The following is a 21,218-nucleotide window of genomic DNA, read 5'->3' on the forward strand; positions in this document are numbered from 1 at the left end:
GCGCCGGTGGCACGGACACGCCCCTCGAAAGCCGCCCCGGGTGTTCCGCGGCCGGGACGCGCTCGGCTCAGACCGTGGCCCTCAGGTACGGGATCCGCTGGACGGCGGCGACCAGGACGAGGCTGATCACGAAGGTGGCGGCCGCGTACCCGCACGCTGCGAGGAACGCCGCACCCCCGTGCGGGGTACCCCCGAGGTCCCGCAACGTGTTGAGCACCATGACGTGCACGAGGTAGACGCCGAAGCTGAGGCCGGAGAGGACACTGACGATCCGGCCGATCCCCTGGGCGGCGGGACCGCCGATGGCCGCCAGTTTCAGGCCGGCGCTCCGCAACAGCAGGAAGGCACCCACGGATGCGAGCACCATCGTCGGCGACAGGAAATCGTAGACGTACTCGGCGCCGATACCCCATTCCCCCGCCGTGGCGGCGACCGCCCACGCGCCCACCACGGTGGCCGTGACACCCGCGGTGAACAGCACCGCGCCGTAGCGCAGGGCCCGGGGCCCGGGGTCGCTGGTCATCAGCAGCCAGCCGAGCAGGTAGTAGCCGAGGAAGGGCAGGAACTGCGTGGCCGCGGTCGCTCCGCCGACCCCGTCGACCAGCCCGAGGAGTTGGTCGGCCGCCCCGATACCGAGCGCGAGCCCGGCGAACCACCACAGTCCGGTGCGGGAGGTGTAGGCGACCACCGTGCGCAGGAACGGGGTGAGCAGGTAGAGGCCTGCGATGACGTAGAGGAAGTACAGGTGGATCGAGGGTGTGCCCGAGGAGGCCGCCGCGACCGCGTCGGAGGCGGCGATACCGTCACGCCAGTGCTCCCAGATCAAGTAGGCGGCGGTCCACACGATGAGGGGCACGCCGATCTTGGCCCACCGCTTGCGGTAGAAGGCGGCCGCGTCCTCGTGTTGCCTGGGGCGCAGGAGCAGTCCCCCGCTGATCATCACGAAGACGGGCACGCACCACCGCAGGGCGGAATCGAAGACGTGCGCGGCCCACCACGACTGGCTGCCGAGGTCTGCGTGGGTGGTACTCACGAGCGGGCTGAAGGCGTGTACGAGGACGACGGCCCCCATCGCGCAGACTCTGGCGAGATCGATCCAATTGGTCGCCGGAGCAGCGGTGTGGTTCGGGGCGCGCTTCGTCGACGCCGGGTCGCCCGCAGGGGTTTCGTCGACTCGCATCCCCCATCGATACCAGTTCGTTATCCTGTGGCTCAACCCTGTTCGCCGCTTTCCGTGGACAGCGATGCGCACAACACACAGCGGCCGCCCCCTGTCACCTGCGCTCCGGTTCCAAAAACCGGATCACCGCGGTTGCGACCCGTCCGAAAAACGTGACACGGCATGCCCCGAGCCTCCACTCCGGGCCCGACCGTGTCGTGAACACGGGGCGTGGCTCAAATAACACAAGGGGAAACCCCGGGGGAGAAACCCGGACCACATGCTCCCCACAGCGCGGGCCGGCGCTCATGGAAACAAAAAAGGTCCCGGCTCCATCAGGAACCGGGACCGGGGTCTCAGCGGCGAAGCGCGCAAGAGCGGGGTTCACACGCTCCACCGCCAGCGGGCTCGCGAAGGTCTTGTCACCAAGAAGGGGCTTGTCACCAAGAAGGGGCTTGTCACCAGAGGTGGTCGACGATGATCTCGGCGTCCTCGATCTGGTCGTGGTAACGGTCGGGGTAGGCCGAGCGCTGCACGTCCTGAGCGACCGCACCGGGCGAGACGTCCTTCCATCCCCCGTCGGGGTAAACGGCGTCCAACTCGTCGAAGAAGGCCTCGGTGGCCCAGCCGACGTCGAGCCGCTCGTCCGAGGAACCGTAGTGGTTACGCTGCTGGAACAGGCCGACGCTGTCGCGGTCACCGCCGGTGTAGTTGTTCAGATGGGTCTCGACGATGACGGTGGCCATCGCGATGCCGGCGGCGTCCTGACCCATGTCCCGGTCCTGCGCGGCCTCGACCACTTCCTTGGCACAGGTGGTGGTCCGCGCGTTCATGTTGCCGGCCATGTCCTGCTTCAACTTGTCGTTGAGCTCCTCGGCGACCTTCCCGGCCTCCTCGGAGAAGTCGCCGGAGACACCGTCGACACTCATCTCCACGCCCATGCATCCGTCGCCGGTGTCGTCACCCTTGTCATCGGCGGCAGCGGTACCGGGCCCGGCCAGGAGGATCCCTCCGGACAGCACCAGGGCCGAGGTCGCGGTAAACGTAAATTTGTGCATCAGTTCTGTAAATTTCATGGGCGCAAACTTACGGCATGACCTGGCCTTTTAGGACACCTTCATCGAGTGGGATGCTCAACACCAAGGCGAAGCAACCTTCCAGGCATCTCGACGGAAGCATCACCCCGCCCGGAGGGTCGCTTCACCCGAACGCCGACCGCACATGCCGTTCATGGACACGCCAGGCAAGCGCAAGAACCCCTCGCCACCGCCCTTCGCCCCACTGCGGGCCGGAAGCGGGTCTGCACTCTTCGGTCTCGGGCAGCCGTCCACCGTGGACACGAAAAGACCCCGGTTCCGTCGGGAACCGGGGCCGGGGTCTCAGCAGTGGAGCGTGTGAGAGCGGGGTTCACAGGCTCCTACCACCGCAGGTTTACAAGGGGCTCATGACCAGAGGTGGTCCACGATGACCTCGGCGTCATCGATCTGGTCGTGGTAACGGTCAGGGTAGGCCGAGCGCTGCACGTCCTGGGCAACCTTGCCCAGGGACTCGCTCTCCCAGCTCCCGTCGGGGTAAACGGCTTCCAACTCGTCGAAGAAGGCCTCGGTGGCCCAGCCGGCGTCGAGCCGCTCGTCGGAGGAGCCGTAGTGGTCGCGCTGCTGGAACAGGCCGATGCTGTCGCGGTCGCCGCCGGTGTAGTTGTTCAGGTGGGTCTCGACGATGGTGGTCGCCACCGCGATGGTGGCGGCTTCCTTGTTCATGTCACGGTCCTGCGCGGCCTGGACCACCTCGTTGGCACAGGCGGCGTTCTGAGGACTCATGCTGTCGGCCATGTCCTGCTTCAACTTGTCATTGAGTTCCTCGGCGGCCTTCTCGGCCTCCTCGGACGGGGCGCCGGAGCTGCCGTCGGCGTTCATCTCCACGCCCGCACACCCGCTGTCGGTGCCCTCCTCCTTCTCATCAGCGGACGCGGCACCGGGGCCGGCCAAGAGCAGTCCGCCGGTGAGCAGAACGCTCGATGTCGCTGTAAACACAAACTTCGGCATCGATTCGATAAAGTTCATATGTGCAATGTATTCAGTGACCAGCCCTTGTACAGTGTTTGAGGCCACATCGAATACGTGCGATAGGCGACACGGGCGCGGAGCAACCTTTGGCCCCCGTCCGCATACACAGCACCCGCCCACCACGGGAAACGGGCGTCAACTCTCCAGGTCAGCCCGTGTGCAAGGCGGATCGGGCCCCTCCCCGCGACCGCACGGCCCCGCTCCGGACAGGAGCATGCGGACGGACGACCGGCCTCCCGGGCGGGTCGAGCCAAGGATTCCGGAGAGTCGAGGGCCGATGTGTCCTCGAACACTCCGGCGGGGGCAATCGGAACTCCGATGACGGTTCAAGGAACCGGTAAGGGGCCGCGCCGAGCGCACACCTGATCAGGCAAAACCCCGGGCTCCCGCGTATTGGTGCGGGCGCCCGAGGGCGCAGGGGGCCGTCAGACCAGGTCGAGGAGGCGTAACACGCCCTCGAGGGCGTGGTCGCACCCGGTCCCGTAGTCGGCTTCTTGCGGCTCCCGGCCGATGACCAAGGGTTCTTCGCCGCCCCGCCACCTCCTCAGGACAGCCAGCCGGGACGGACCGTTCCCGTCTCATAGGCGATCACGACGAGTTGGGCGCGGTCGCGGGCACCGAGCTTGGTCAGGATCCGGCTGACGTGCGTCTTGGCGGTCGCGGTCGAGACGACGAGACGCTCGGCCAGCTCCTCGTTGCTGAGCCCGGCCGCGACCCCGGCCAGCACCTCGCGCTCGCGCTCGGTGAGGCTGTTGAGGTCGACGGCGGGCGGCGGCTCCTTGATCCGGCCCACGAACTCGGCGATCAGCCGCCGGGTGACCGTGGGTGAGAGCAAGGAATCGCCACGGGCCGCCACGCGTACGGCGTGGATGAGCTCCATCGGTTCGGTGTCCTTGACCAAGAAGCCGCTGGCCCCGGCCCGCAGCGCGGAGTAGACGTACTCGTCCACGTCGAAGGTGGTGAGTATGAGGACCCGGACGTCCTTGAGCCGGGGGTCCGAGACGATGCTCCGGGTGGCCTCCAGCCCGTCCGTGCCCGGCATACGTACGTCCATCAGGACCACGTCGGGACGCTCGCGCAGGGTCGTCTCGACCGCCGTGCCGCCGTCGGAGGCCTCCGCGACGACGCAGATGTCGTCCTCTTCGTCCAGGATCGATCGGAAACCCGCCCGCACCAGCTTCTGGTCGTCGGCGATCAGTACGTTGACCACGCTTCACCCCTCGTCGTTGCCGGCCCGAACCATCGTCGTGCCGGACGTTCCCGCTCCGTGAGCGTGTCAGGAGGTTCCACTCCGTAGCGGGTCATGTGCCGAGGCCCTCCGCTGCACGGTGCTCAGTCCACCGGAAAGGCCACCCGTACCTGAAACCCGCCTCCCGGGGCCGGGCCGGCGTCGAACCTTCCGCCCAGAGCCGCTGCCCGCTCACGCATCCCCCGCAGACCGTTGCCTTCCCGCTGCGGATCGGCGTCACCGGTGCCCTCGTCCGCCACGCGCACGACGACCCGGCCGGGGGCATTGCCGATGGCCACTTCCACCCGCGCGGAGTCCGAGTGGCGCCGCACGTTGGTCAGCGACTCCTGCACGATCCGGTACACGGCCAGGTCCACCGGCGAGGGCAACGACATCTCCGCCATGTCGGCTCCCCCGGAACCGCCCGTGCCCGCGGCGTCGGTCCCGTCCACCGTGAGAGCCACGTCGAGGCCGGCCTCACGGGTCCGGTGCACGAGCTCGGGGAGTCTGCTCACTCCGAGGGCTGGGGCGTCGGGCGCTCCGGAACGCTCTTCGTCCACTTGGCGGAGCACGCCGAGCGTCGCGCGCAGTTCCCGCAGAGTGTCCTTGCTGGTGCCCTTGATCGCTTCCAGGGCCTGCAGAGCCTGTTCGGGTTCGCGCCGGTGCACCGCCGAGGCCGCCTGGACATTGATCAGAGAGATGTTGTGCGCGATGACGTCGTGCAACTCGCGTGCGATGTGCAGGCGCTCCTCGCTGGCCCGGCGGCGCGCCTCCTCCTCCCGGGTGCGTTCGGCCTCGGCCGCACGTTCCTCGGTCGCACGCAGGTGCAGAGCGCGGCCACGACTGATCTCGGCGGCGGCGATGGCGGCGATCATCCACCCCAGGACGGTGAGTGTGCGCCATGGCTCGAAGGCCAGTGACTCCCCCACTGCGAAGACGGCGACCGCAGTGAGGACGGTGACCACGGGTGCCGCACGCCGCCCCGTCGCTGCCAGCCGCATGACGGCCACGAAGAGCAGGAGCCACGCGGGCCAGGCATCGGTACTGCCCGTCAGGTAGTACAGCGGCAGACACAGGCCCACGACCACGGCGGTGACCATGGGCCGGCGGCTCAGGAGCGTGATGGAGGCGGAACCCACCACGAGCAGACCCATGCCCTGTATCTGGAGGGGGACGCCGTTCCTCTGGGCGAAGACGACCTCGGCGATCAACAGGGCCGTCGCCGCGACGACGGCGATGGCGACATCGTTCAGGGTGCCGTCCGGCCGGTCGGGAACGCGGTCGCTCCCCCGGACCGGAAACCAACGCGCCGCCATGTCCTCTACTTCCTTTCCCCTGAGACCAGAACAGGTGCGCAGATGAGGCCGAAGGCCGCGAACAGCGGAATGAGATAGCGCAGGACGGGGGCCCGGCCCGGCAGCTCACCACCCCCCAGCACGAGTAGGAGAACGGCGAGCGTCTCCGAGAGCACGAACCCGGCGGCTCCCCCGACGATCAGCCCCAGCGCCGCCGCACCGACGGCCTTCAGCGCCCGCATCTCCCCCGCCTTTCTGATGGGGTTCGCTCCTGACCGTCCGGGGGCGGAAAGGACCCGTGACTGCCCCACCGCTCGTCGGAACACACGGGGACCACCGGTGTGAGGACGGCCTCTCGCGCGGCCCGTTCGACTGACGTCGTGCAACGCTACACGGGGGGTTTCGGGCGCTCGTACAACCGTGGCTGACACTTCTCGTCCTCCTCGAGGTGTACGCCGCCATGTCCCACCCACCACCGGTCATGCCGCGACAAGCGGCCCTCAGCAGAAGGCGTGCGTGCGATGTCGAGCGGGCACCCGAGCAAGCAGAACCCCGGGCACCCGCGTCTGATGCGGGTGCCCGGGGTTCCTCAGGTCTTCGGGGCGGCAGGCCCCGGGAGCGGGTTCAGCCGTCGGTGCGTGCAACACCGATCGGGCAGCTCGCGCCCGTGCCGCCCGAGCCGCAGTAACCGCCCGGATTCTTGTGCAAGTACTGCTGGTGGTAGTGCTCGGCGAAGTAGAACGCCCGCAGGGGCTCGATCTCGGTCGTGATCGAGCCGTACCCGGAACGCTCCAACACCGGCTGGAACGCCTCGCGCGTGGCTTCGGCCGCCTCGCGCTGGGCCTCGTCGTGGTACAGGACCATCGACCGGTACTGGGATCCGACATCGTTGCCCTGGCGCAGGCCCTGCGTGGGATCGTGGCCCTCCCAGAAGATCTTGAGGATCTCGGTGTAGGAGATGCGCTCGGGTTCGAAGACCACACGGACCGCCTCTGTGTGTCCGGTCAGCCCGGAGCACACCTCCTCATAGGTCGGGTTGGGTGTGTATCCGCCCGCGTAACCGACGGCGGTCGTGATGATGCCGCCCTCGGCACCCAGGCGCCAGAAGACCTGCTCCGGCCCCCAGAAGCAGCCCATGCCGAGGTCGGCGATCTGCGCGCCGTCGGGGTAGGGCGGGGCGGGCGGCGTGCCGAGCACGGTGTGGCGCTCAGGCACCGGAACCGGGGTGTCCCTGCCGGGCAGGGCGTTGGCTGGATCGACCATGGTCGCGTTTCTCCCGAACATGTCTCCAGGCTATCCACCGGTCAAGGGAACGGCCGGTGCCGCGGCCCTCTACGGGAGGCCGGGGCATAGGATCACAGGATGCCCGATTCGAACCGCGGCGTCCTCCTGGGTGCGAGCGCCTTCCTGTTCTGGGGTTTCGCCGCCCTGTACTGGCCCCTTCTCTCCGCGTCGGACCCCTCCGAGGTGCTCGCCCACCGCATGGTGTGGGCGCTGTTGGCGATGTGTGTGATCCTGCTGGTCACACGCCGCGGCTGGGGCTGGGTGATCCCGGTCCTGCGCGATCCGCGCCGTCTGCTTCCGGTGGCCGTCGCCGCGGTGGTGATCTCCCTGAACTGGTGGGGGTTCATCTACTCGGTCTCGATCAACGAGACGCTCCAGGCCTCTCTCGCCTACTTCATCAACCCGCTGATGTCGGTGCTGCTCGGCATGGTCTTCTTCTCCGAGCGGCTGCGCCCGCTGCAGTGGGTGGCGGTGGCGCTGGGCACGTTCGCGGTCGTGGTGATGACGATCGCCTACGGCGCGACACCGTGGTTGTCGCTGCTCATGGCCGCCTCGTTCGCCACGTACGGCGCGGTGAAGAAGTACGTGGACCTGGACGGCACCCAGAGCCTGACCGTCGAGACCCTGGTGATGTTCCTGCCTGCGCTCGGGTTCGTCGTGTACCTGGAGGCCTCCGGGGCCGGCACGGCGTTCTCCGTATCGGCCGGGCACACGGCGTTATTGATCGGCGGCGGGTTCGTGACGGCCCTGCCCCTGCTGCTGTTCGGCATGGCGACGCGGCTGATTCCCCTGAGCGTGGTGGGGATGCTGCAGTACATCGCTCCGACGCTGATCTTCCTCATCGGGTGGCTGATCCAGGGCGAGGAGATGCCCGCGAGCCGGTGGGCCGGGTTCGTCCTGGTGTGGCTGGCGCTCTGCGTGTTCGTGTCCGACCAGTTCAGGGATCGACGCAAGGCCCGGTCCACGAGGACGGCGGTCGGTCTCCGTGGCGGCAGGGGCCCCGCGCAGGGTCGGACCGAGCGGCCGGCGAGGGAGGGCGAGCAGCCGGAACGGCACGACTACCCGTCCGAGGAGTGACCGCCACGGCTACCCGGGTTCCGGCAACCCGAAACTACAGCAGGTGACACTGTGCTAACGTGCAGTCGCATGCGCGGGACGTCCGCGCAGACCGTACTGCTCCCCGGAGGGTCCTTCCATGCCCGACGCCGGCCGCACGGCCCACGCCCCTCGCGTGGCCACCGCCGTGCGCCCGGCCGTGGCGGCCCTCCTGCTCCCTCTGCTGGCCGCCGTCTTCCTCGCCGCGCTGTGGCTCCTGGGGGGCAGCCCCGCCCACGCGCTCGACCTGAACGGGGGCGTGGACGGCTCCGAGGCCGGCGCCCCCGGGCCGGGCCCCGGAACCGGCCCGGCAGACGAACCGGCACCGGCCACCGAACCGGCCGAGGAGACCACCGGGGACCGGACCGCCGGCACCTCCCTGGACACGCTCGTCACCGGCGAGGTCACCGCGCCCGTGACCGACACCCTCGGCTCCGTCCACCAGCGCCTCGGTGACCCCGCGTCCGGGCCCGACGGCGGCGAGCTCTCCGAGGCCGGGCTCCCCGTCGCGGAGGTCGGCGAGGGCGCACGCCGCGTCGTCGAGGGTCTCGGCCGGGAGGACAGCGCCGGCCCCGGTTCCGGCCCCACCCCCGTGATCACCGGCGAGGACACCCCCGCGTCCGGCACCACGTCCGAGGACCACGCCGAGACCGCCGCCCCCTACCGGGACACCGACGACGACCGCGACGCCGAACGCGACCGCCGTGCGTCCGAGGACACCGCACCGGAAAGCCCAGGCGCAGCCCCCGGGACCACCGTCGACACCACACCGGTGTTCGCCACCGCCACCGACCGCAGCGCCGACGCGGCCCCGGAGACCGGCGCGGGCTCCGACAGGGGGGAACCGGGCCCCTCCCACCCGGCCTCCGCGCCGACCACCTCCGCCCAGAGCGCCGGCCCGGCCGCGCCCGCCGTCGCCGGGTTCCTGCCCTCCTCCTCCGTCACCGGGCCCGCCTCCGCCGCGGTCCGCCCGTGGTCGACCGCTCCGTACGGGGTGCCCGCCGACCCCGCCGACGCCCCCACGGTCTCCCCCGACTAGACGGTCCGACGCCGCAGCGCCCGCCCGCGAGGACCGTTCCCAGTCCTTTTCCGCTCACCTGGGAGCTGACCTGAGTCCCGTGCCCGATGCTCACGGGGTTCACGTCAGCCGGTGGTCCAGTGCGCCTCCGATGCGCCGACCGGCTGCTGCCCCGGCCGCCCCTACACCGCGCGGCCGCCCCGAACACACCACGCACCACTGCTTGACCAGGGAAGGAAGACCCATGTCGCAGTACCGACGTTTCACCGCGAGGACGGCCCTGCTCACCGCGGGCACGGCCGGTTTCGTCGCCCTCGGTTCCGGGTTCGCCGGCGCCGACACCCTCGAATCCGTCACCGAGGAGATCGCTCCCATGGCGGAGCGTGCCCTGATGGAGAACGTCGCGCCCACCGTCAACAGCCTCGTCCCCCAGGGCACGGGCAGCGCCGCCGGTGGCGCGCTCGACGAGCTGCAGCAGACCGCGAACGACCCCGACAAGCCCGCCCCGGACCTGGGTGAGACCCTGCCGAAGAGCGAGGAGCGCATCGTCACCCCGGTGGGTGATGCGCCCAACCCGGTCCCCGTGGCCACCGACACGCTCGCCGAGGGCCAGGAGATGACCGGTCTGGACGGCGATCCCTACGACACCGCGGGCCACCGGGCCGGGGAGGTCGTGGAGGAGACCGCGCACGGGGCCGGGGACCGCTTCGAGGAGAGCGCTCACAGCGCGGGAGGGGGTCTGGAGGAGACCGTGACCACGGTGGTCCCGCAGGCGGCCCACACCGTCGTGGGCGTGCGCGACCAGGTCCTCCCGCAGGTCTCGGACCTGGAGCGGGTCACGGCTCTGCCCTCGGAGACCACCGTGGGAATGGCCGGCGACGGGAACCGGGAGGAGCCGCCGACGGTTCCGCAGTCCTCCCAGGAGAGCCCGGGCGTGGTGGAGACGGCCACGTCGGCCGCCGACGGCCTCACCCCGGAGGGTGTGGAGACCTTCTCCCTCAGCGGTCCGGCCGCCGACACGGACGTGCGCCTGGCCGACGGCGAACTCGACCCGGCGCTGGAGGCGGTCGAGCCCGTCACCGGGCAGGTCGAGGAGAGCCTCCCGCAGTCCTCGGAGCTGGGTCTGCCACAGGTCGCCGAGGGTATGGACACCGGGACCGCCGAGGATCTGGTCAGCGGTCTGAGCCGGGGCACCGACCTCGTGCACGACATCGACCTCAGCGACCCCGTCAGCATCTCCGGCGGCACCGAGGCGCCCGAGACGCCCGAGGGCATGGTCGAGTACCCGACCGTCACCGACCTGCCCGGGTCCGACGCCCTGCCCGTCGTGAGCTGAGGCCTCGCACGGACGGCCGCACAGGCACGCGGCGCCGCCCGGGGAACCGGGTGGCGCCGCACCCGTGTACGGTTCGGGACTTTCGCCGCACAGAAGCAGGGACGAACAACGCCGTTCCCGAGCGTGAGTGACCTGAGTCATGATCGAATCAGGTCGAGGCACCCGCAGCGGAAGGCAGGAGGACCGGGATGACCCCAGAACGCGAGGACATCGACCCGGACGACGAACCACTGACCGAGGAGGAACAACGGCTGGACGAGATCCAGGCGCGCGGCCTCCGGGAACGGCAAGCGGACCAAGAGCGGGCCGGGCACCGGTTCGACCTGTTCGACGAGTCCGAGTGGGGTCCGAAGGGATAGGGCACACGCCCGAGGGCCGAAGGGGCGGAAGACCATACCCGCACCTGCGGCACACGGCCGGTCGCGTGGAGGCGGTGGTGTACCACCCGGAGCGCGTCCGCGTCCGGCCGATTCCGAGGACCTCCTGACAGAAGGTCCGGCCCGCTCTACTCTGGAGATCTCTGCCTCCGGGCAGCCGAGGGAGCCGGACAGAGTACAGCTGCCCCGCCCACCGCGGGGCCGCCACTGGTGACGGAAGAGTGGTGACGACCATGAAGGAATCGTCCGACGAGGAGACCGGTCTGAAGAACGACCGCGACCACGAGACCGCCCTGGAACAGCACTCGGCCTCCGATCCGGATGCCCCCCTCACCCCGGCCGAACGCCGCATGGAGGAACGGATCGGAAAGTGGCTGGAGCGGGGACGCGCACGTGAGGCGCGGGCCAGGGCCGCCGGACTGAGCCGTGAAGCCGCTCAGGAGTCCTGGACCTGGCGTTGATCCCACCGCCGGCACAGCTCTCGGGCTGAACCCCCGCAGCACCCACCGGGCCCCTCCCGGTGGAAGCCTCCGGACGCCGGGCGTGGACCACGCCCCACCCCGGCTGCTCCACCCGGCCGGCCCTGCGGCCCCCGGGCCGCTCCGCCTGCCACCACCACAGCGGCCCCGACGAGCCGTGAGTCGCGAGAGAACCGCCGGACCGTCGAGCATCCCGCCCTCCGGGGCGCTCCGCCCCGGACCCCGTTCCCGTCCCGGACCGCACGCAGCTTCGCCCGGCGCGCCTCGATATCCGCGACGACCGGCTCGGCGACCTCCGCCGCCGGCGCGTCCGCCTCACACGCCGCTCGCGCGGGGACCGGGGTGTCAGCCGGTACGCTCGACCACGTAGTCGCAGAGCGCTTCGAAGGCCGCGCGGGGGCGTCCCTCGGGCAGGGTCGCGAGCTCGGCGCGGGCCTTGCCGGCCCACCAGCGCAGGGTCGCGTCGGCCTCGTCCATGGCCGGGTGCGGACGCAGCAGCGCCAGGGCCTCCTCGGCCTCGTCCTCGTCGAGCGGGCGGCCCAGCAGGGAGCGCAGACGTTCGTCGGCGGGGTCGGTCGAGCGCAGGGCGTAGAACATCGGGAGGGTGAGCACACCCTCGCGCAGATCGGTGCCGGGGATCTTGCCGGAGTCGTCGGGGTTGCCGGCCACGTCCAGGATGTCGTCGGCCAGTTGGAAGGCCATACCGAGGGCGTCGCTGGCGCGGGTCAGGGTCCCGGTGGTCTCCGGGTCGACCTTGCCGAACATCCCGCCGAACTCGGCGGAGGAGGCGATCAGCGACGCCGTCTTGTCACTGATGACCTGCAGGTAGTGGTCGAGCGGGTCGGCGTCCTCCATCGGCCCGGAGGTCTCGCGCACCTGCCCCTTGACCAGGCGGGCGAAGGTCTCGGCCTGCAACCGGACGGCCTCGGTGCCCAGGTCGGCGAGCATCCTCGAGGCCTGTGCGAACACGTAGTCGCCGGTGAGGATGGCGACACTGTTGCCCCAGCGCATGTTGGCGCTGGGAAGCCCCCTGCGGACCTCCGCCTCGTCCATGACGTCGTCGTGGTAGAGCGTCGCCACGTGGGTGAGCTCGACGACCGCGGCGGCGGAGATGAGGTCGGGGGTGCTGGGGTCGCCGAAGTGGGAGGCCAGCAGCACCAGCATCGCCCGGAAACGCTTGCCGCCCGCCTGCAGCAGGTGCGAGGCCGACTCGGTCAACAGCGGATCGGTCGAACTCACCGAGTCCCGGAGCATCTCCTCGACCTTGTCGAGGTCGTCCTGCACCTCACGGGCGAGGGACAAGTCGACTCTCGGCAGAGCGAGAAACCCGCTCGGGACAGCACCGCTCACCGTAAAGCTCCACCTGTTGAACGGGCACGTACACGGCTCCGGAGGGGAAGGCCGCGACCGTGCTCAGCACATGAACATGATCCGACTTGCCACGGTATCCGACCCGGAATGGTGAACCAAAGCCACCACCCGGGTCGGGACCTGTGGGCGGTCAGGGGGACGTGCGCTCCAGTGATGCCTCGTCCACCATGACCGCGGCCGGTTCGGGGCCCGCCTCGTCCGACGGCAGGAGGGTGTCGAGGACAGGACCCGGGAACACGCCGAGCGTCAGGGTCGCGGCCACACCCACGGTGATGACACCGCCGGTGAGCATGCCCGCGGGCACGACGGTGGGGCCCTCCTCCTCCGGATCCCGGAAGAACATCACAACGATGATCCGGATGTAGAAGAACGCGGTCACCGCACTGCTGAGCACGCCCACGACCACCAGCGGGGTGGCACCGGCCGCCACGGCGGCCTCGAACACCGCGAACTTGCCGATGAAACCGCTGGTGAGCGGGATACCGGTGAAGGCCAGCAGGAACAGCGACAGCGCACCGGCCAGGCCGGGGTGGCGCCGTCCGAGCCCGGACCACCGCTCGATGTCGCCGAGTTCCTGGCCGCCGTCCCGGGTACGCACCAGCGTCAGGATCGCGAACGCGCCCAGGGTCGTGAACCCGTAGGCGGCCAGGTAGAACATGGCTCCGGCGAGCCCGTCGGTGCTGGCGGCGACCACGGCGGTGAGGATGAACCCGGCGTGCACCACCGAGGAGTAGGCCAGCAGGCGCTTGACGTCGCGCTGGGTGATGGCCACGATCGCGGCGACCACCATGGTGAGCACGGCGATCGTCCACAGCATGGGCTCCCACAGTTCCAAGGAGCCGCCGAAGGGCACGAAGAAGACCCGCAGCAGGGCGCCGAAGGCGGCCACCAGGGTGCAGGAGGCCATGAGCGCAGTGATGGGTGTGGGCGCACCCTGGTAGACGTCGGGCTTCCAATTGTGGAAGGGCACCGCACCGACCTTGAACAGCAGGCCGATGGCGACGAGCCCGATCCCCATGAGCATCAGGGGGTCGCCGTCGCCTCCGTCGAAGATCGGGGCTCCGCCGTTCTCCACGGCCGCGCGCACCTCCGCGAAGTTCACACTGCCCGCGTACCCGTAGACCAGGGCGATCCCGAAGAGGAAGAACGCCGAGGAGAACGCTCCGAGCAGGAAGTACTTCACCGCTGCCTCCTGTGAGAAGAGGCGACGGCGGCGCGCCAGCCCGCACAGCAGGTACAGCGGCAGGCTCATCACCTCGAGGGCGATGAACATGGTGAGGAAGTCGTTCGCGGCCGGGAACATGAACATCCCCAGCACCGCGAACAGCACCAGCGGGTAGACCTCGGTGTGCTGGGAGCCCGCCATGATGTGGGCGCGCTCCTGTTCACTGCCGGGCACGGTGGCGGCCTGGGCGGCGAAGGCGTCCCGTCCGTCTCGGCGCTCGGTGATGAGCACGAGGCTGATGAGCGCCAGCACCGCGATGGTGCCCTGGAAGAACAGGACGACGCGGTCCACGGCCAGTACCCCGGCGACGAGGGTGGCGCCCTCCTCCGGCAGGGTCCCGGCCTGCAGGACGAACAGCAAGAAGGCGGCCAGCAGGGCCAGGAACGCGACGGCGACCTGCAGGCCGCGGCGCCGTGCGGCGGGCACGAAGGCTTCGAAGAGCACGGCGAGCACGCCGGCGCCGAACACGACCAGGAACGGGGCGAGCAGCCACCAGTCCAGGGTCGGCACCTCTGATGTGATGACGGGTCCGGAGAAACCCTCGTCGGTGTTGAGGGGGATCACTCCCGGCCTCCTTCCTCGGTGGTGGCGCCGTCAGCGGCCGAGGTATCCGCGGTACCGATCTGCGCGGTGCGTTCGACCGCGGGGCCGATCGCGTCGAGCATCGGCTGCGGGTACAGGCCGAACACGATGAGCAGGGCCAGCAGCGGGCCGACCGCCCACTTCTCCCGCACGTTCAGGTCCTTCAGGCCGGAGAGCCGTTCCGGGGTGGGGCCGGTCATGGTGCGCTGGAACATCCACAGGATGTAGAGCGCGGCCAGCACCACACCGAGGACGGCGATCACGGCCGCGACGGGGCTGAAGGCGTACACCCCGATGAGCACCAGGAACTCGCTGACGAAGGGCGCCAGCCCCGGCAGTCCCAGACCGGCGAGCCCGGCGACGAGGAAGGCCCCGGCCAGCAGCGGGGCGACCCTCTGCACACCGCCGTAATCGGCGATCTCGGCGCTGCCGCGGCGGGAGATGAGGAAACCCACCACGAGGAACAGGGCGCCCGTCGCGAAACCGTGGTTGACCATGTACAGGGCCGCGCCGGCCTGGGCCTGCTCGGTCAGGGCGAAGATCCCCAGTGTGATGAACCCGAAGTGGGACACCGACGTGTAGGCGACCAGGCGCATCATGTCGCTCTGGCCGATCGCGAGGATCGCGCCGTAGACGATGCTGACCACGCTCAGCGCCACGACGGGCCACACGAACGCGGACACCGCCGAGGGGAACAGTTCCAGGCAGTAGCGGAGCATGCCGTAGGTGCCGACCTTGTCGAGCACACCGACGAGCAGTACCGCCGTGCCGGGCCGTGAGGCCTGGGCGGCGTCGGGCAGCCAGGTGTGCACCGGCCACATCGGCGCCTTGATCGCGAAGGCGATGAAGAATCCGAGGAACAGCCACACGGCCAGTTCCGTGTCGATGCCGGCGAGGGCACCGCCGGAGCCGGTCAGCTCGGTCCACAGGAAGGTCCCGCCGGCGACGTAGACGCCGATGACGGCGACCAGCATGATGAGTCCGCCGACGAGGCTGTACAGCAGGAACTTGACCGCGGCCCTGGCCCGCTGCTCCCCCCGGCCGTAACGCCCGATCATGAAGTAGACCGGGATGAGCATGGCCTCGAAGAAGACGTAGAACAGGAACACGTCCGTGGCGGCGAAGACACCGACCATCATGGCCTGCAGGACCAGGATGAGCGCGAAGTAGCCGGCGCCGCCGTCCTCCCGGTCCTCGTGCTCGCGCCAGGCGGCGAGCATGACCAGGGGCACGAGGACCGCCGAGAGCAGGATCAGCACCAGGGCGATGCCGTCGACACCGACCGCGTAGTGCACGCCGAAGCGCGGGATCCAGTCGTGGGTCTGCTCGAACTGCATCCCGGACGCGCCCGTGTCGAAGCGCAGGGCCATGGCCACGACCACGGCCAGGGTCGCCAGGGAGAACCCGAACGCGACGCGCTTGGCGTTCTCGGCCCCGGCGGCCGTCCCTCGAGCGGGGCGGACCTGGGTGATGGTGTCGGTGCCTCCGCCGGTGGCGGCCTCGGACCGGCGCATCTGTGCCGTGTCGGCCGCAGGTGTCCGGGCTCGGGACAGTGCCCGGACGGCGACCGCGCCGATCGCGGGAAGCGCGATCGCGATGGTGAGCCAGGGGATCATTTACAACCTCACAGCCAGCGTCGCGGCGACGATGACGGCGCCGAAGAGCATGGTGAGCGCGTAGCTCCGGGCGAACCCGGTCTGCGCCCGGCCCAGCCCGGACGAGGAGTCGCGGACCCCGGCCCCGAGGCCGTGGACCGCGGCGTCGATGACCTTGTCCTCGATCACGGCCAGGGCCTTGGTGAGGACCTGGCCGGGACGCATGACCAGGCCTTCGTTGATCTCGTTGCCGTACAGCTCCCTACTGGCGGCGACGGTGACGAGATTGCCCTTCGGGGCGGTCTCGGCCACCGGCTTGCGCAGATAGATCGCCCAGGCCGCGGCGACGCCGAGGACCAGGACGACCAGCGCCGCGATGCCGTAGGGGGCGGTGAAGGCGTGGGCCACGTCGAAGTGGTGGACCTCGGCCCCGGTGGCGGGGGCGAGGAACGTGGCGAAGCGGTCGCCGAGCATGAGGAAGGCGCCCAGGGCGAGCGAGCCGATGGCGAGCAGGACCATGGGCACGGTCATGCTCGCGGGCGACTCGTGGGGGTGCACGCCCTCCTCCCACCGCGGTTTGCCGAGGAAGGTCATGAAGACCATCCGCGACATGTAGAACGCGGTGAGCAGTGCGCCGAGGATGACGGCGCTGCCCAGGACCAGGCCGGCGGTGCCGCCGACGCCGAAGGTGGCGGAGATGATGCTCTCCTTGGTCCACCAGCCCGACAGCAGAGGAACCCCGATGATGGCGAGGTAGCCGACGCCGAAGGTGGCGAAGGTGATCGGCATCTTCGCGGCGAGACCGCCGTAGCGCCGCATGTCCACGCCCTCGTTCATGGCGTGCATGACCGATCCGGCTCCCAGGAACAGCCCGGCCTTGAAGAAGCCGTGCGTGATCAAGTGGGCGATGGCGGCGACGTAGCCGACGGGCCCGAGGCCGGCGGCCAGGACCATCATGCCGATCTGGCTCATCGTGGACCCGGCCAGGGACTTCTTGATGTCGTCCTTGGCGGAGGCGATGATGCCGCCGGCGAGCATGGTGGCGGCACCGACCGTGACGACCGCGGTCTGGGCGACCGGGGCGCCCTCGAAGATCGGGCCGGCGCGCACGATGAGGTACACACCGGCGGTGACCATGGTGGCCGCGTGGATGAGCGCGGACACCGGGGTGGGGCCCTCCATGGCGTCGAGCAGCCACGCCTGGAGCGGGAGCTGCGCGGACTTGCCGCAGGCGCCCAGGAGCAGCAGCAGGCCGATCGCGAGGAGGATGCCGTCGCTCGCGCCGGGCACGGCGGCGAAGACCTCGCTGAAGCTGACCGCCCCGAGAACGGCGAACATGATCATCATCGCCACCAGCAGCCCCAGGTCACCGACCCGGTTGATGAGGAAGGCCTTCTTGGCGGCGGTGGCGGCCGAGGGCTTGTACTGCCAGAACCCGATGAGCAGGTAGGAGGCCAGGCCCACGCCCTCCCACCCGAGGAAGAGCAGCACGAAGTTGTCCGCCAGCACCAGCACGAGCATGGCAGCGACGAACAGGTTGAGGTAGGCGAAGAAACGGCGCCGACCGGGGTCCTCGGCCATGTAGCCGATGGAGTACACGTGGATCAGTGAACCCACGAACGTGATCAGCAGGGCGAAGCTGATCGAGAGCGGGTCCACGAGGAGGTCGACCCCCGCCGAGAACCCGCCGACGGTGAACCACTCGTAGACGGGGACGGAGACGCTGCGTGCGTCGCCGGCCCGGCCGAGCAGGTCGAAGAGGATCAGCGCCGCCAGGACGAAGGAGGCCACCGGGAGGAGCGTCCCCAGCAGGTGGCCCCACTTGTCCGTGCGCCGGCCGCCCAGCAGCAGGATCGCCGCGCCCGCGAGCGGGAGGGCGAACAACAGCCAGGCGAACGACAGGACGGGGCTGTCCGCAGCGGTCGCCACCGCGGGTTCGGCGGCGAGGTACGCGTGATGTGTCACAACTGCCACGTCGCCTTCTAGTTCTTGAGCAGGTTCGCGTCATCGAGCGACGCCGACCTGCGGGTCCGGAAGATCTGCATGATGATCGCGAGCCCCACGACCACCTCGGCTGCGGCGACGACCATCACGAAGAAGGCAATGACCTGCCCCTCGATGTCTCCGTGCATCCGGGCGAACGCGACGAACGCCAGGTTGCAGGCGTTGAGCATGAGCTCCACGCACATGAAGACGATGATCGCGTTGCGGCGTACGAGGACGCCGACCGCGCCGATGGTGAACAGCAGCGCCGCGAGGACGATGTAGTTCATCGGGTCCACGAGGACTCGACCTCCTGCCCATTGCCGTTCTCGCCGTGCTCATCGGCGTCGCCGTCCTCGGCGGCCCCTCCACCGGAGGAGGCGTCCTGTTCCGGGGCCCCGGCTGCGCCGTTGGCCGGCCCGATGGGTTCGGCGACCTTGAGGCTCACCGGGTCGGAGCCGCTGCCGGCCAGCGCGGTCCGGCCGGCCCGTGCTTCCTCGGGCACCTGCGACTGGTGCTCGGGGTCGCGTGCGGTGAGGACCGGGTTGAGCGAGAGCTGGGAGACGGTGCCGTCCGGCAGCAGCGCGGGCATGTCGATCGCGTTGTGCCGGGCGTAGGTTCCGGGCCCGGGCAGCGGGGTCGGGTGGTCGCCGCGGATGCGGTCCTCCGACATCTCCCGCTGGGTGCGGCGCTTCTTGGTCCGGGAGGTGTGGGCCAGCACCATGGCGCCGAGCACAGCGGTGACGAGCAGTGCGGCCGTGGCCTCGAACGCGACCAGGTAGCGCAGGATCAGCTCACCGGCGATCCAGGGGATACTGCCGCCCGCGGCGGCCGCTCCCCCGGCGATCCCGGCGGGGTCGCCGACGGTGATGCGGGTGATCCCGGTGACCAGGGCACCGATGAAGGCCAGGGCGACGACGGCGGTCATGATCCGCTGTCCGCTGAGCGTCTCCACGAGGGAGTCCGAGGAGCTGACGCCGACGAGCATCAGCACGAACAGGAACAGCATGAGGACCGCGCCGGTGTAGACGACGATCTGCACGACCATGAGGAACGGGGCCTCGTTGATGCCGTAGAAGATCGCCAGGCCGACCATGGTCAGGGCCATCGACATGGCCGAGTGCACGGCCTTGCGGGAGAAGACCACACCCAGGGCGCCGAGCACCGCGATGGTGCCCAGCACCCAGAAGACGCCGGCCTCCCCCGCCCCGATGGGGGCGGCGAGGGTCACGGGGGAAGCGGGAACGAACGGGTTCAACGCAGGGCCTCCGCGTCCTCGGCCGTGCCCTGCGAACCGTGCTCACCGCGCCCGGTGGCGTAGTAGTCCTGTTCGGTCTCGCCCAGACGCATGGGGTGGGGCGGTTCCTCCATGCCCTCCTTGAGCGGGGCCATGAGCTGTTCCTTGGTCCAGATCAGGCTCTGCCTGCTGTCGTCGGCGATCTCGTACTCGTTGGTCATGGTCAGGGCGCGCGTGGGGCACGCCTCGACGCAGAGACCGCAGAGGATGCAGCGCAGGTAGTTGATCTGGTAGACGCGGCCGTAGCGCTCGCCGGGCGAGTACCGGTCGTCGTCGGTGTTGTCTCCGGCCTCCACGTAGATCGCGTCGGCCGGGCAGGCCCAGGCGCACAGTTCGCACCCGATGCACTTCTCCAACCCGTCGGCCCAGCGGTTGAGCTGGTGTCGTCCGTGGAAGCGGGGCGCCGTGGGGCGCTTGACCTCCGGGTACTCGACGGTGGGCACCTTCTTGAACATGGTGTGGAAGGTGACACCGAATCCCTTCACGGGGTTGAGCCACTCAAGCACCGGAAACCTCCTCACCCTTCTCGTTGCGGTCGGCAGCGCCGGCGGTGACGGCGTGGGCCGTCCGCGGCGGTTCGGCGAGCACGCTGCTGCCGTAGTGCGATGCCGTGCTCGGGGGCACCGGGAACCCGCCGAAGGACGGGTCGCTGTGGGCCCGGCGCGCGTTCTCGGCACGCCGGTGGGACTCCTCCGCGCGCTCGCGGCGCACGTGGCGCAGCCAGGCGTAGAAGGCGGCGAGGGTGGCCGCGGTGAAAGCGGCCACGACCACGGCGACGAGCACCGGGGAGGCGCCGTCGAGCACGAGCATGCGCACGACGGCCACGCCGGTGATCCACACGAGCTGGATGGGGATGAGTACCTTCCATCCGAGCTTCATGAGTTGGTCGTAGCGCACACGGGGCACGCTGCCGCGGACCCAGATGAACAGGAACATGACGGCGGCGAACTTGAGGATCCACCACAGGAGCGGCCACCAGCCCTCGTTCGCGCCGGCGAAGAGCGCGGTGACGCCGGGCGGGGCGTACCAGCCGCCGAGGAAGAGCGTCACCGACACCGCGGCGACGGTGCACATGTTGACGTACTCGGCGAGGAAGAACATCGTGAACTTCATCGACCCGTACTCGGTCATGAAGCCGCCGACGATCTCACCCTCGCCCTCGGCCAGGTCGAACGGCAGACGGTTGGTCTCACCGATCATCGTGACGATGTAGATGAGGAACGAGGGCAGCAGCAGGACCGCGAACCACACGTTCTCCTGGGCGGCGACGATCCCCGATGTGGTGAGCGTGCCGGCCATGATGAAGACCGCGACGAACGACAGGCCCATGGCGATCTCGTAGCTGATGACCTGCGCGGAGGCGCGCAGGCCGCCGAGCAGGGCGTACGGGGACTGAGAGGCCCAGCCGCCGAGGACGAACCCGTACACGCCGAGCGCGGCGGCGGCCAGCACCAGCAGCGCGGCGATGGGCAGATCGGTGAGCTGCAGCGGGGTCGTGACCCCGAACAGGTTCACCTCGGGTCCGAGCGGGATCACCGCGAACGTCAGGAACGCGGGGATCGCCGCGATCATGGGCGCCGCGATGTAGACGAACCGGTCGACCCCGCGCGGGATCACGTCTTCCTTGAGGGAGAGCTTGATCCCGTCGAACAGGGACTGCAGGAGACCGAAGGGGCCCATGCGGTTGGGTCCGTGGCGCTGCTGCATACGGCCCATGACCTTGCGGTCGGCCATGATCATCATGAGCACGCAGAGCATGAGGAAGACGAAGATCGCCAACGCCTTGATGGTGACGATCCACCAGGGGTCGTTGCCGAACATCTCCAGG

The 21,218-nt window shown here is 69.8% G+C and carries 20 protein-coding genes; 5 read left to right on the forward strand and 15 right to left on the reverse strand.

All coding sequences use genetic code 11. The features are described from left to right. Positions 1-67: 67 nt before the first annotated feature. The 7 genes from D473_RS0114725 to msrA all read right to left on the reverse strand — a co-directional run bounded on the left by D473_RS0114725 (position 68) and on the right by msrA (position 7,032). On the reverse strand, positions 68-1,180 hold the full coding sequence (locus tag D473_RS0114725) for an acyltransferase (RefSeq protein ID WP_026126966.1): 1,113 nt from the start codon (positions 1,178-1,180) through the stop codon (positions 68-70). Between the two features lie 437 nt (positions 1,181-1,617). Next, positions 1,618-2,217, reverse strand: coding sequence for a hypothetical protein (locus D473_RS0114730; protein WP_051043086.1), 600 nt, complete (start codon positions 2,215-2,217; stop codon positions 1,618-1,620). 384 nt (positions 2,218-2,601) lie between these two features. Continuing rightward, positions 2,602-3,204 (reverse strand): hypothetical protein, encoded by a 603-nt coding sequence (locus tag D473_RS0114735; RefSeq protein ID WP_051043089.1) that lies wholly within the window; start codon positions 3,202-3,204, stop codon positions 2,602-2,604. 565 nt (positions 3,205-3,769) lie between these two features. Then, the gene (locus D473_RS0114745) at positions 3,770-4,435 is read right to left on the reverse strand and encodes a response regulator (RefSeq protein ID WP_017609833.1); all 666 of its coding nucleotides are present in this window, start codon (positions 4,433-4,435) and stop codon (positions 3,770-3,772) included. Between the two features lie 122 nt (positions 4,436-4,557). Beyond that, a complete protein-coding gene (locus D473_RS0114750) occupies positions 4,558-5,769 on the reverse strand; it encodes a sensor histidine kinase (RefSeq protein ID WP_017609834.1) in 1,212 nt (403 codons plus the stop codon). Between the two features lie 5 nt (positions 5,770-5,774). After that, complete coding sequence (locus tag D473_RS0114755) at positions 5,775-5,990, reverse strand: hypothetical protein (protein ID WP_017609835.1); 216 nt, start codon at positions 5,988-5,990, stop codon at positions 5,775-5,777. 382 nt (positions 5,991-6,372) lie between these two features. Further along, positions 6,373-7,032, reverse strand: coding sequence for a peptide-methionine (S)-S-oxide reductase MsrA (msrA, locus tag D473_RS0114760; RefSeq protein ID WP_026126968.1), 660 nt, complete (start codon positions 7,030-7,032; stop codon positions 6,373-6,375). A gap of 78 nt (positions 7,033-7,110) precedes the next feature. Here msrA and rarD point away from each other — a divergent pair, with 78 nt between their 5' ends. The 5 genes from rarD (at position 7,111) to D473_RS0114785 (ending at position 11,319) form a co-directional block, all read left to right on the forward strand. After that, on the forward strand, positions 7,111-8,109 hold the full coding sequence (gene rarD, locus D473_RS0114765; protein WP_017609837.1) for an EamA family transporter RarD: 999 nt from the start codon (positions 7,111-7,113) through the stop codon (positions 8,107-8,109). Between the two features lie 118 nt (positions 8,110-8,227). Next, positions 8,228-9,166 carry a hypothetical protein gene (locus D473_RS27475; protein ID WP_017609838.1) on the forward strand — a complete coding sequence of 313 codons (939 nt, stop codon included), beginning with the start codon at positions 8,228-8,230 and terminating at the stop codon, positions 9,164-9,166. 223 nt (positions 9,167-9,389) lie between these two features. Then, entirely contained in the window at positions 9,390-10,481 is a 1,092-nt protein-coding gene (locus tag D473_RS0114775; RefSeq protein ID WP_017609839.1) for a hypothetical protein, read from the forward strand. A 188-nt stretch (positions 10,482-10,669) separates the two neighbouring features. Beyond that, complete coding sequence (locus tag D473_RS27700; RefSeq protein WP_017609840.1) at positions 10,670-10,840, forward strand: hypothetical protein; 171 nt, start codon at positions 10,670-10,672, stop codon at positions 10,838-10,840. 251 nt (positions 10,841-11,091) lie between these two features. After that, complete coding sequence (locus D473_RS0114785; protein WP_026126969.1) at positions 11,092-11,319, forward strand: hypothetical protein; 228 nt, start codon at positions 11,092-11,094, stop codon at positions 11,317-11,319. A gap of 363 nt (positions 11,320-11,682) precedes the next feature. Here the strand turns inward: D473_RS0114785 and D473_RS0114790 are convergent, their stop codons facing one another. The 8 genes from D473_RS0114790 to nuoH form a co-directional block, all read right to left on the reverse strand. Next, the gene (locus D473_RS0114790) at positions 11,683-12,687 is read right to left on the reverse strand and encodes a polyprenyl synthetase family protein (RefSeq protein ID WP_026126970.1); all 1,005 of its coding nucleotides are present in this window, start codon (positions 12,685-12,687) and stop codon (positions 11,683-11,685) included. A gap of 151 nt (positions 12,688-12,838) precedes the next feature. Continuing rightward, positions 12,839-14,497 carry an NADH-quinone oxidoreductase subunit NuoN gene (gene nuoN / locus D473_RS0114795; RefSeq protein WP_017609843.1) on the reverse strand — a complete coding sequence of 553 codons (1,659 nt, stop codon included), beginning with the start codon at positions 14,495-14,497 and terminating at the stop codon, positions 12,839-12,841. Further along, a complete protein-coding gene (locus D473_RS0114800) occupies positions 14,494-16,131 on the reverse strand; it encodes an NADH-quinone oxidoreductase subunit M (RefSeq protein ID WP_017609844.1) in 1,638 nt (545 codons plus the stop codon). Before D473_RS0114800 ends, nuoN begins: the two co-directional genes overlap by 4 nt. Beyond that, positions 16,132-18,075 carry an NADH-quinone oxidoreductase subunit L gene (gene nuoL, locus D473_RS0114805; protein WP_017609845.1) on the reverse strand — a complete coding sequence of 648 codons (1,944 nt, stop codon included), beginning with the start codon at positions 18,073-18,075 and terminating at the stop codon, positions 16,132-16,134. Positions 18,076-18,092: 17 nt separating this feature from the next. Then, positions 18,093-18,392, reverse strand: a complete 300-nt coding sequence (gene nuoK, locus D473_RS0114810) for an NADH-quinone oxidoreductase subunit NuoK (protein WP_017575853.1) — start codon at positions 18,390-18,392, stop codon at positions 18,093-18,095. Beyond that, positions 18,380-19,351 (reverse strand): NADH-quinone oxidoreductase subunit J, encoded by a 972-nt coding sequence (locus D473_RS0114815; protein ID WP_017609846.1) that lies wholly within the window; start codon positions 19,349-19,351, stop codon positions 18,380-18,382. The genes nuoK and D473_RS0114815 overlap by 13 nt, the downstream gene beginning before the upstream one ends. Then, the gene (nuoI, locus tag D473_RS0114820; protein WP_017609847.1) at positions 19,348-19,896 is read right to left on the reverse strand and encodes an NADH-quinone oxidoreductase subunit NuoI; all 549 of its coding nucleotides are present in this window, start codon (positions 19,894-19,896) and stop codon (positions 19,348-19,350) included. The genes D473_RS0114815 and nuoI overlap by 4 nt, the downstream gene beginning before the upstream one ends. Continuing rightward, complete coding sequence (nuoH, locus tag D473_RS0114825) at positions 19,889-21,211, reverse strand: NADH-quinone oxidoreductase subunit NuoH (RefSeq protein ID WP_241474801.1); 1,323 nt, start codon at positions 21,209-21,211, stop codon at positions 19,889-19,891. Before nuoH ends, nuoI begins: the two co-directional genes overlap by 8 nt. Positions 21,212-21,218: the final 7 nt, after the last annotated feature.

This window comes from Nocardiopsis xinjiangensis YIM 90004 (assembly GCF_000341145.1).
Classification (GTDB): domain Bacteria; phylum Actinomycetota; class Actinomycetes; order Streptosporangiales; family Streptosporangiaceae; genus Nocardiopsis; species Nocardiopsis xinjiangensis.